The 7,905-nt window shown below is 62.0% G+C and carries 8 protein-coding genes and 1 pseudogene; 1 reads left to right on the top strand and 8 read right to left on the bottom strand.

The window, feature by feature from the left end; translation table 11 throughout:
* The 3 genes and pseudogenes from CKO11_RS14455 to CKO11_RS14445 all read right to left on the bottom strand — a co-directional run.
* Nucleotides 1-530, bottom strand: a pseudogene (locus tag CKO11_RS14455) (OmpA family protein); the annotation flags it as partial.
* Nucleotides 530-1,237 carry a GNAT family N-acetyltransferase gene (locus CKO11_RS14450; protein ID WP_223640237.1) on the bottom strand — a complete coding sequence of 236 codons (708 nt, stop codon included), beginning with the start codon at nucleotides 1,235-1,237 and terminating at the stop codon, nucleotides 530-532. The pseudogene CKO11_RS14455 and the gene CKO11_RS14450, both read right to left, overlap by 1 nt.
* On the bottom strand, nucleotides 1,234-1,962 hold the full coding sequence (locus CKO11_RS14445; RefSeq protein WP_223640234.1) for a competence/damage-inducible protein A: 729 nt from the start codon (nucleotides 1,960-1,962) through the stop codon (nucleotides 1,234-1,236). The genes CKO11_RS14450 and CKO11_RS14445 overlap by 4 nt, the downstream gene beginning before the upstream one ends.
* A 115-nt stretch (nucleotides 1,963-2,077) precedes the next feature.
* On the opposite strand from CKO11_RS14445, the gene map reads away from it, so the two are divergent.
* A complete protein-coding gene (gene map, locus CKO11_RS14440; RefSeq protein WP_223640232.1) occupies nucleotides 2,078-2,887 on the top strand; it encodes a type I methionyl aminopeptidase in 810 nt (269 codons plus the stop codon).
* 66 nt (nucleotides 2,888-2,953) lie between these two features.
* Here the strand turns inward: map and CKO11_RS14435 are convergent, their stop codons facing one another.
* The 5 genes from CKO11_RS14435 to CKO11_RS14415 all read right to left on the bottom strand — a co-directional run bounded on the left by CKO11_RS14435 (nucleotide 2,954) and on the right by CKO11_RS14415 (nucleotide 7,819).
* Nucleotides 2,954-4,174 (bottom strand): phenylacetate--CoA ligase family protein, encoded by a 1,221-nt coding sequence (locus CKO11_RS14435; RefSeq protein ID WP_223640231.1) that lies wholly within the window; start codon nucleotides 4,172-4,174, stop codon nucleotides 2,954-2,956.
* A gap of 92 nt (nucleotides 4,175-4,266) precedes the next feature.
* Nucleotides 4,267-5,094, bottom strand: a complete 828-nt coding sequence (locus CKO11_RS14430) for an ABC transporter ATP-binding protein (RefSeq protein WP_223640229.1) — start codon at nucleotides 5,092-5,094, stop codon at nucleotides 4,267-4,269.
* A 60-nt stretch (nucleotides 5,095-5,154) separates the two neighbouring features.
* The gene (locus tag CKO11_RS14425) at nucleotides 5,155-6,441 is read right to left on the bottom strand and encodes an ABC transporter substrate-binding protein (RefSeq protein WP_223640227.1); all 1,287 of its coding nucleotides are present in this window, start codon (nucleotides 6,439-6,441) and stop codon (nucleotides 5,155-5,157) included.
* 66 nt (nucleotides 6,442-6,507) lie between these two features.
* Nucleotides 6,508-7,584: a branched-chain amino acid ABC transporter permease gene (locus tag CKO11_RS14420; protein WP_223640225.1), complete on the bottom strand. Its 1,077-nt coding sequence runs from the start codon at nucleotides 7,582-7,584 to the stop codon at nucleotides 6,508-6,510.
* A gap of 49 nt (nucleotides 7,585-7,633) precedes the next feature.
* Nucleotides 7,634-7,819, bottom strand: coding sequence for a hypothetical protein (locus tag CKO11_RS14415; RefSeq protein ID WP_223640223.1), 186 nt, complete (start codon nucleotides 7,817-7,819; stop codon nucleotides 7,634-7,636).
* Nucleotides 7,820-7,905: the final 86 nt, after the last annotated feature.

Raw genomic sequence — 7,905 nt, 5'->3', positions numbered from 1 at the left:
GGCGGAGGCGGGGCCAGAATATCTGCCGGGGCGGGGGCTGCGATTTCTTGTGCGGTGATCCGGGTCAGATGCACGAAGCCCGATTCGGACGACCGCGACACCGTCAGCGCCAGCCAGCCATCACCTTTGCGCGCAGCCAGATAGCGAAAATCCCCCAAATCGACGTGCATTTCGGGTTCGGGGATCAGATCAAGCGCATAGCGGAAATCAAACCCGCCACAGGCATCGGTTTCGCATTGATAAATCAGCGCATAGCCCGCGGCCTCGATCTGCGCGCGCAGCGGCGCGAAGATCTGCAAAGAGGTTTCTTGATTGCCGCGCAGCCGCCACGCCCGATCGGTGCGCAGCCCCTCCACCGTTTGGGTGGGCGGCGCCTGCGGGTTCCATGGCCCGATCCGCATATCATAAGAGGTGGCCGCCGCGGTGCGCTCGGCTGAAAGGGCAGCGCCCTGCGGCAGGCTGAGCGCAAACGGGGCCGCCAGCGCGGGCGCGGCCAGCCAGATCAATGGCAGGGCAAGCCAAACTTTCATCACGCCTCCTTGCGGCGGTAATGGTAGGTGCCGCTGTGCATCATTCCAAGCGCGCGATAAAGCGCATTGGCCGGTTCATTGGCGCGCGTCACGATAAGGGCCAGTGTCTCGGCCCCCTGTTGCGCCGCCCAACGGGTGGCTTCGGCCATCATCGCGCGGGCCAAGCCGTGGCGGCGGAACTCGGGCAGAACCGACAGCGCATGCACCATGGCGGTGCGGCCATGCATGGCAATGAACCCGGCCCCGGCAGCACGGTCTTGGGTGCGCCCCAGAACCACGGCTTTGGGCGCCGCCGCGCGCGCCATCACCGCTTGGCGTTCCGGGCCGATGCCGGTATCGGCCCAGATCTCACGCGCGATGGCAAGCGGCGGCCAATGCGCAAAGGCGGTCACGGGGGGCACCTCTTGCGGCAGTTGCGCCACCGGCGCGGTATAGATCACCACCGGGTCGAAAAGTTCGTATCCCCGTGAATCCAGCGCGGCATCCAAAGCCGCATCGCCGGGGCGCAGCATGAATTTTGGCTGTTGGCCAAGCGCGCGATGCGCGGCTTCGGCGGCGTCGAGATCGGCGGTTTCAAACGGCCCCTCAAGGCTGGCGCAACTGACCCGGGAGCCGCCGCCCAACCCTTCGCGGATCACGAAGCCCCCGGCCCGGCGCGTCGACGCCGCAGGCCATGTGGCCTCGATGACCGCGAAAAGATCGGTCATTGCCCCTCCGGAAACATCGCTTGCAAGGCGCGATAGGCCGCTTCTAGCGCCGGTTCATCGGTGGCGCGGGCGACCAGATTGGTGCCGTAGCGGCCATCGGTCACGAAAGGATAAGAACCAAAGGAGACCTGCGGATGATCGGTGGCCAATTGGCGCAATTCATCGGCAATTGCGGCTTCGGCCACCATCAATTGCCAATTGCGGCTGATGAGCGGCTGCCCGCCCGCAAGCCGGGGCACCAGCCCCGCCACCATCGCCTGAAAGATATTGGGCACGCCCGCCATGACGTGACAGTTTTCCACGCTGAAACCCGGCGCGCCGGACACGGGGTTGTCGATCAGGGTGGCCCCTTCGGGAATGCGCGCCATGCGCAGGCGGGCGTCGGTGAATTCGACCCCGCGCGCGGCGTAATGCGCGGCCAAGATCGCGCGGGCATCTTCGCGTACGCCGATTGTGCGGCCAAAGGCTTCGGCGACCGCATCGGCGGTGATATCGTCATGCGTGGGGCCGATCCCGCCCGAGGTGAACAGATGATCATGCGCCCCGGCCATCTCGCGCACAGCCGCGACAATGGTGGGGGCATCATCGGAGATCACCCGGATCTGGCGCAGGTCGATACCCTGTTGCACCAAGACACCGGCCAGATGGTGCGCGTTGCCCTCGCGGGTGCGTCCGGTCAGGATTTCATCGCCGATGATCAGGATGGCAGCGGTCGGATTTGGCATGTGGGGTCTCCTCGCGCATCGGTATAAGCGGCTGCGACGTTGCGGAAAAGCCCGGCTCTGGCCAAGCGGCACAATTGTGACTATCTAGGGGCGCAGCCAGCAGGAGACATGAGCAGTGACTGACGCCAAAGGACGCGTGACCAAAGACGGTATCCGGATTTACGAGGCGGCGGATTTCGAGGGAATGCAGGCGGCGGGGCATCTTGCGGCGCGCATTCTGGACGAGGTCGCGCCCTTGGTGGTGCCCGGGGTAACCACCGCCGTGCTGGACGATTTCGTGCGCAACCGGGTGGAAGAACTGGGGGCGACATCGGCCACGATCGGTTATCGCGGCTACAAGCATGCGTCGTGCATTTCGGTGAACCATGTCGTGTGTCACGGCATTCCCGGCCCCAAGATTCTCAAAGACGGTGACATCCTGAATATCGATGTGACTGTCATTTTGGATGGCTGGTTTGGCGATACCTCGCGGATGTATGTGGCGGGCAATCTGTCGCGTAAGGCAGAGCGGCTGATCCAAGTCACCCATGACGCGCTGATGATCGGGATCGAACAGGTCAAACCCGGCAATACCTTTGGCGATATTGGCTTTGCGATTCAGCATTATGTCGAGGGGCAGCGCATGAGCGTGGTGCGCGATTTCTGCGGCCATGGTCTGGGACGCGTGTTCCATGCCCCGCCGAATGTGCTGCATTACGGCCGCAAAGGCGCGGGTGCGGTGCTGGAAGAAGGCATGTTCTTCACCATCGAACCGATGGTGAACCTTGGTCGCGCTGACACCAAGGTTCTGTCGGATGATTGGACCGCCGTCACCCGGGACAAGTCGCTGTCGGCACAATTCGAGCATTCGGTGGGCGTGACTGCCGACGGCTGTGAAATCTTCACCTTGTCGCCGGGGGATCGGTTCCATCCCACTTGGGGGTGAGGGCGGTTCCATCCGCATCAAGCCGTATGGGCCGGGGCGATGGCGCCGGCTCAGGCGTATCGGGGCTCAATCGTATTTGCGCTGGTCGTCGATCACCTTGCCGTCATTGGGCAAGCTGCCCGGTGTGACCAGTTCGATCTTACCCTTGAGTTTCAGCGCTTCGACCACGCCGGCGGCGAAACGATCCTCTGCGTCGCTTTCGGTTTCGATCTGCACCGTCATTGCATCCATTTCCCCCTCGCGGCTTGCAATGACGCGGGCACGTTTGACCTCTGGATGGGCGGCGACGAAAGCCGCGACCTGTTCGGGGCGTACGAACATGCCCTTGATCTTGGTGGTTTGATCGGCACGGCCCATCCAGCCCTTAATGCGCATATTGGTGCGCCCGCACGGTGAGACGCCGGGCAAAACCGCGCTAAGATCGCCGGTGGCAAAACGAATAAGCGGATAGCCGGGGTTAAGCGAGGTCACGACCACTTCGCCCACCTCTCCGGGTGCCACAGGGTCACCGGTGCCGGGCCGGACGATTTCGACGATCACGCCCTCATCGACGATCATCCCCTCCATTGCCGGGCTTTCATAGGCGATATTGCCCAGATCGGCAGTGGCATAGCATTGCAGGCAGGCGATGCCGCGCTCGGTGTATTCGGCACGCAGGCTGGGGAAAAGCGCGCCGCCCCCCACCGCCGCGCGGGTGATGGCAAGGCGTTCGCCCATCTCTTCGGCCTTGTCTAAGATCACCTTGAGGTAATCGGGCGTGCCCGCATAGACCGTGGTGCCGACATCGACTGCCGCGCGCACCTGCAATTCGGTCTGCCCGGTGCCCGCGGGCAGCACGGTGGCCCCCACCGCCCGCGCGCCGGATTCAAAGATCATGCCCGCAGGCGTCAGGTGGTAGCCAAAGCAGTTTTGCACGATATCGCCTGTGCCCACGCCCGCCGCATGCAAGAAGCGCCCCATCCGCCACCAATCCGCCGTGGTATCGCCCGGCTCATAGATCGGGCCGGGGCTTTGAAAGATATGGGCAAAGGCATGCGCCGGTTTCGTGGTCATATTGCCAAAGGGACCGGCCGCCTTTTGCGCAGCGCCCAGATCGGATTTGCGCAGCACCGGCAATTGCGCCAGAGCCGCCATATCTGTGACCGCTGCGGCATCGACTGCACCCAGATGCGCGGCCAAACCCGGGGCGCTGAGCGCGCGCGCCACCGCCAGCGGCAAGGCCTGTGCCAGCGCGGCCATACGTGCATCGGCGGAGCGGGTTTCCAGATCGTCGTAATAGCGGCTCATGGGCTGGCCTTTCGCTGGGCAGAGTCGAAGCAGATGCGACGGGTGCCACGCGCCAAAATGCTGCGCAGCAATTTTTTATGTTCAAGGGGTTATCAGGCAAGCCACCGCTTGCGGCGACGGTAGCTGCGCACATCGCGAAAGCTTTTGCGGCCATCATCGGACATGCCCAGATAGAACTCTTTCACATCCGGGTTTTCGCGCAATTGCTTGGCGGGGCCGTCCATCACCACGCGGCCACTTTCCAAGATATAACCGTAATGCGCATAGCGCAGCGCGACGTTGGTGTTTTGCTCGGCCAGAAGGAAGGTCACGCCTTCGCCTTCGTTCACCGCTTTGACGATCTCAAAGATCTGTTCCACCAATTGCGGGGCAAGGCCCATCGAGGGCTCATCCAGCAAGATGGTTTCGGGGCGTGACATCAGCGCCCGGCCCATTGCCACCATCTGTTGCTCGCCGCCCGAGGTATAGCCCGCTTGGGATTTGCGGCGTTCTTTCAGGCGGGGGAAATAGCTATAGACCATTTCAAGGTCTTTCATCACCTCGGCGCGGCCATCCTTGCGGGTATAGGCCCCGGTCAGCAGGTTTTCTTCGACGGTCAGGTGTTCGAAACAATGCCGGCCTTCCATCACCTGAATGACGCCCTTGCGCACCAGATCGGCGGGGGACATGTCTTGCACCCGCTCGCCGCGATAGATGATCGCGCCTTTCGTCACCTCGCCCCGTTCAGAGCGCAACAGGTTCGAAATCGCCTTGAGCGTGGTCGTTTTGCCCGCGCCATTGCCGCCCAAAAGCGCGGTGATCCCCCCTTTGGGCACCGACAGGCTGACGCCTTTGAGAACCAAGATCACATGGTTATAGATTACCTCGATATTGTTCACTTCCAAAAGCGTATCGGCTTCGGTCTTGGCGGCGTCGAGCATGGCAGTCTCCCTGTGCGGTGCTCCCGGCCCGTAGGCCGGGGGCATTGGCGTGAGTGGGGCTTAGTTGCAGCGCGGTGTGATGCCCGATTCCGCCGCGAAGGCCGCCGAGTCTTCGGCAATCAGCGGGTCAAGAATCTCAGCATCGGATTCGATCCAATCCGAGACCGCGCTCCATTTCTTGGTGCTCGAATCCCATTGCAAGATCATCGCCGAACCGGGGCCGCCATGATCGGCGCAGCTTGCCTGAATTTCCTGCGCAAAGCCCGGCAGGCCAAGTTCGGTCAGCCGTTCTTGCGTGAGGTTGAGGTTTTCAAACCCGTCGCGCACCTCTGTGGGGGTGACCGACGCATGGCCCGCGATTTCCTGCGCGGTGCGGATCGCCTCAGAGATGATCATCGCCGCATACATGCCGCGCGAATACAGCACGTTGCCAAGGTTGTCGCCCGCGCCCGCCGCTTTGCCGGGGTCGAAGACATATTCCTTCAGGTCGGCATAGATCGGGAAGTCGTCGCCCACGCCGTGGAAGCTGATCGATTTGTAGCCCATCGCCTTGTCGCCCGCGGGGCCCACATCGTTTTCAGAGCCCGACCACCAGACGCCGATGAAGTTTTCCATCGGGAAGCGGATGTTGACGGCCTCTTGGATCGCAACTTGGTTCATCACGCCCCAGCCCCACATCAGCACGTAATCGGGCTTATCGCGGCGAATTTGCAGCCATTGCGATTTCTGTTCCTGCCCCGGCGGGTCGACGGGCAGCAATTTCAGCTCAAATCCGTGTTTCTTGGCCAATTCTTCCAGCGTGCGGATCGGCTCTTTGCCATAAGCCGAGTTGTGATAGACGAGCGCGATTTTTTTGCCCGCCAGATCGCCGCCGTTTTCATTCAGCAGGTATTTCACCGCGACCGAGGCCCCATCCCAATAGTTTGCCGGATAGTTGAAGACCCATTCAAAAACAGAGCCATTCGCCGCCGAGGTGCGCCCGTAGCCGGGGGTGTAGAGCACATGATTGTCGGCGGTGACTTTGGGGATAAGCTGATAGGTGATGCCGGTCGACAGCGGGTTATAGGCCAGCGCATCCATGCCCTTGGTGCTTTCATAGCACTCCACACCCTTTTCGGTGTTATAGGCGGTTTCGCATTCCGGCACGGCGACCATCTCACCACCGATGCCGCCATCCCGTTCGTTCAGAAGCGTGAAGTAATCGGCAAAGCCATCGGCATAGGGAATGCCATTGGCCGCATAAGATCCGGTGCGGTAGCTCAGGTTCGGCACCGTCAGATCGGCGAAGGCCGGGGCTGCGGTGGTCGCAAGGGCCGCAGCCGCAAGGGCAGCAAAGCTCTTTTTCATACGTTTGTCCTCCCAGTAACGCATTGTTTTTCTGTCAACCGGTTGCCCGGGTCGTCCACCGGCCCCTCAGTGCGGGAAGGGCCAGAGTCTCAGTTTTTCCTTGGCGATGCGCCACAGCTGGGCCAGCCCATGCGGCTCGACGATCAAGAAGATCACGATCAGGGCGCCAACGATCATCAGCTCCAGATGCGCGGCCACATCGGTGGGCCAGCCCAATGCGCCGACCAGCACGTTTTTCAAAAAGACGGGCAGCAGCACCAAAAACGCCGCCCCGGCGAACGAGCCAAAGATCGAGCCCAAGCCGCCGATGATCACCATGAAGAGCACAAGGAACGACTTGTTGATGCCGAAGGATTCGCCCACTTCCGCCGCGCCAAGATAGACCGAGAACAACAGCGCACCCGCGATGCCGATGAAGAAAGACGAGACAGCAAAGGCCGTCACTTTGGCTGAAAGCGGGTTCACGCCAATGATCTCGGCGGCGATATCCATGTCGCGAATGGCCATCCATTTACGCCCGACCGTGCCGCGCGTCAGGTTGCGCGCCATCAGCGCCACCAGTGTCAGGATCACAAGGCAGAACAGGTATTTCGCGACCGCCGAGGTTTGTGCACCGGTGATGTAGATGCCAAACATCGTGCGGTCGGGCGCGGTGATCTGGCCCGAGGCCGAATAGTTGTAAAACCACGGCACCTTGTTGAAGAGCCACACCAGAAAGAACTGTGCCGCAAGCGTGGCGACGGCCAGATAGAAGCCCTTGATCCGCAGGCTCGGCAGGCCAAAAAGCACGCCCACAAAGGCCGTCACCCCGCCGGCCAAAATGACATGGAAGAAGAACGGCACTTCGGGAAAGCCGGTCATCAGCTTGTAAACCGCATAGGCGCCGACCGCCATGAAGCCGCCGGTGCCAAGGCTGACCTGCCCGGCAAAGCCGACCAGAATGTTGAGCCCGATCGCGGCAATCGCATAGATCAGGAAGGGCACGAAGACAGCATTGGCCCAGTAGTCATCGATGAAAAAGGGCACCACGGCATAGGCGACGACCAGCGCCGCAATATAGCCCATCCGGTCCAAACGGATCGGAAAGGTCTGGCTGTCCGCCCGGTAGCTTGTCTTGAAATCACCTGCTTCGCGGTAAAACATCAGCCTCTCCCCCGTTTGGTTCCACGGGGAAGGGCCGATGCGCTCCCCGTCAGCAGCCGCGCTTGATCCGCATCCAGGACCAGATCCCGGCTCCGGCGCCCATGGCGGCAAACATGATGTTGATTGTTCTGAGCAGCGCCGGTTCCTCCGGCGGGGCGGCCAGAGCGATCCAGCCAAAGGTCAGCGCCGCCAGCCAGCCGATGGTGAAGGCGATGGAACAGGTTTTCAGCGTCATTGCGAAGAGGCCTCCCTACCTCTTGCGCAGCCACGGTAAGAGGCTGCGCGTGATGCAACCGTCCTTTCATGCGCGCCGCCTCTCCC

Origin of the sequence: Rhodobacter sp. TJ_12, from assembly GCF_020023995.1 — a bacterium.
Lineage (GTDB): Bacteria > Pseudomonadota > Alphaproteobacteria > Rhodobacterales > Rhodobacteraceae > Rhodobacter.
This window is presented reverse-complemented; position numbering and strand designations above follow the sequence as displayed.

What these genes read in the sequence shown, in the direction of transcription:
- CKO11_RS14450 (WP_223640237.1), bottom strand. Translation starts at nt 1,237, where the DNA reads ATGACCGATCTTTTCGCGGTCATCGAGGCCACATGGCCTGCGGCGTCG.
- CKO11_RS14445 (WP_223640234.1), bottom strand. Translation starts at nt 1,962, where the DNA reads ATGCCAAATCCGACCGCTGCCATCCTGATCATCGGCGATGAAATCCTG.
- CKO11_RS14435 (WP_223640231.1), bottom strand. Translation starts at nt 4,174, where the DNA reads ATGAGCCGCTATTACGACGATCTGGAAACCCGCTCCGCCGATGCACGT.
- CKO11_RS14430 (WP_223640229.1), bottom strand. Translation starts at nt 5,094, where the DNA reads ATGCTCGACGCCGCCAAGACCGAAGCCGATACGCTTTTGGAAGTGAAC.
- CKO11_RS14425 (WP_223640227.1), bottom strand. Translation starts at nt 6,441, where the DNA reads ATGAAAAAGAGCTTTGCTGCCCTTGCGGCTGCGGCCCTTGCGACCACC.
- CKO11_RS14420 (WP_223640225.1), bottom strand. Translation starts at nt 7,584, where the DNA reads ATGTTTTACCGCGAAGCAGGTGATTTCAAGACAAGCTACCGGGCGGAC.
- CKO11_RS14415 (WP_223640223.1), bottom strand. Translation starts at nt 7,819, where the DNA reads ATGACGCTGAAAACCTGTTCCATCGCCTTCACCATCGGCTGGCTGGCG.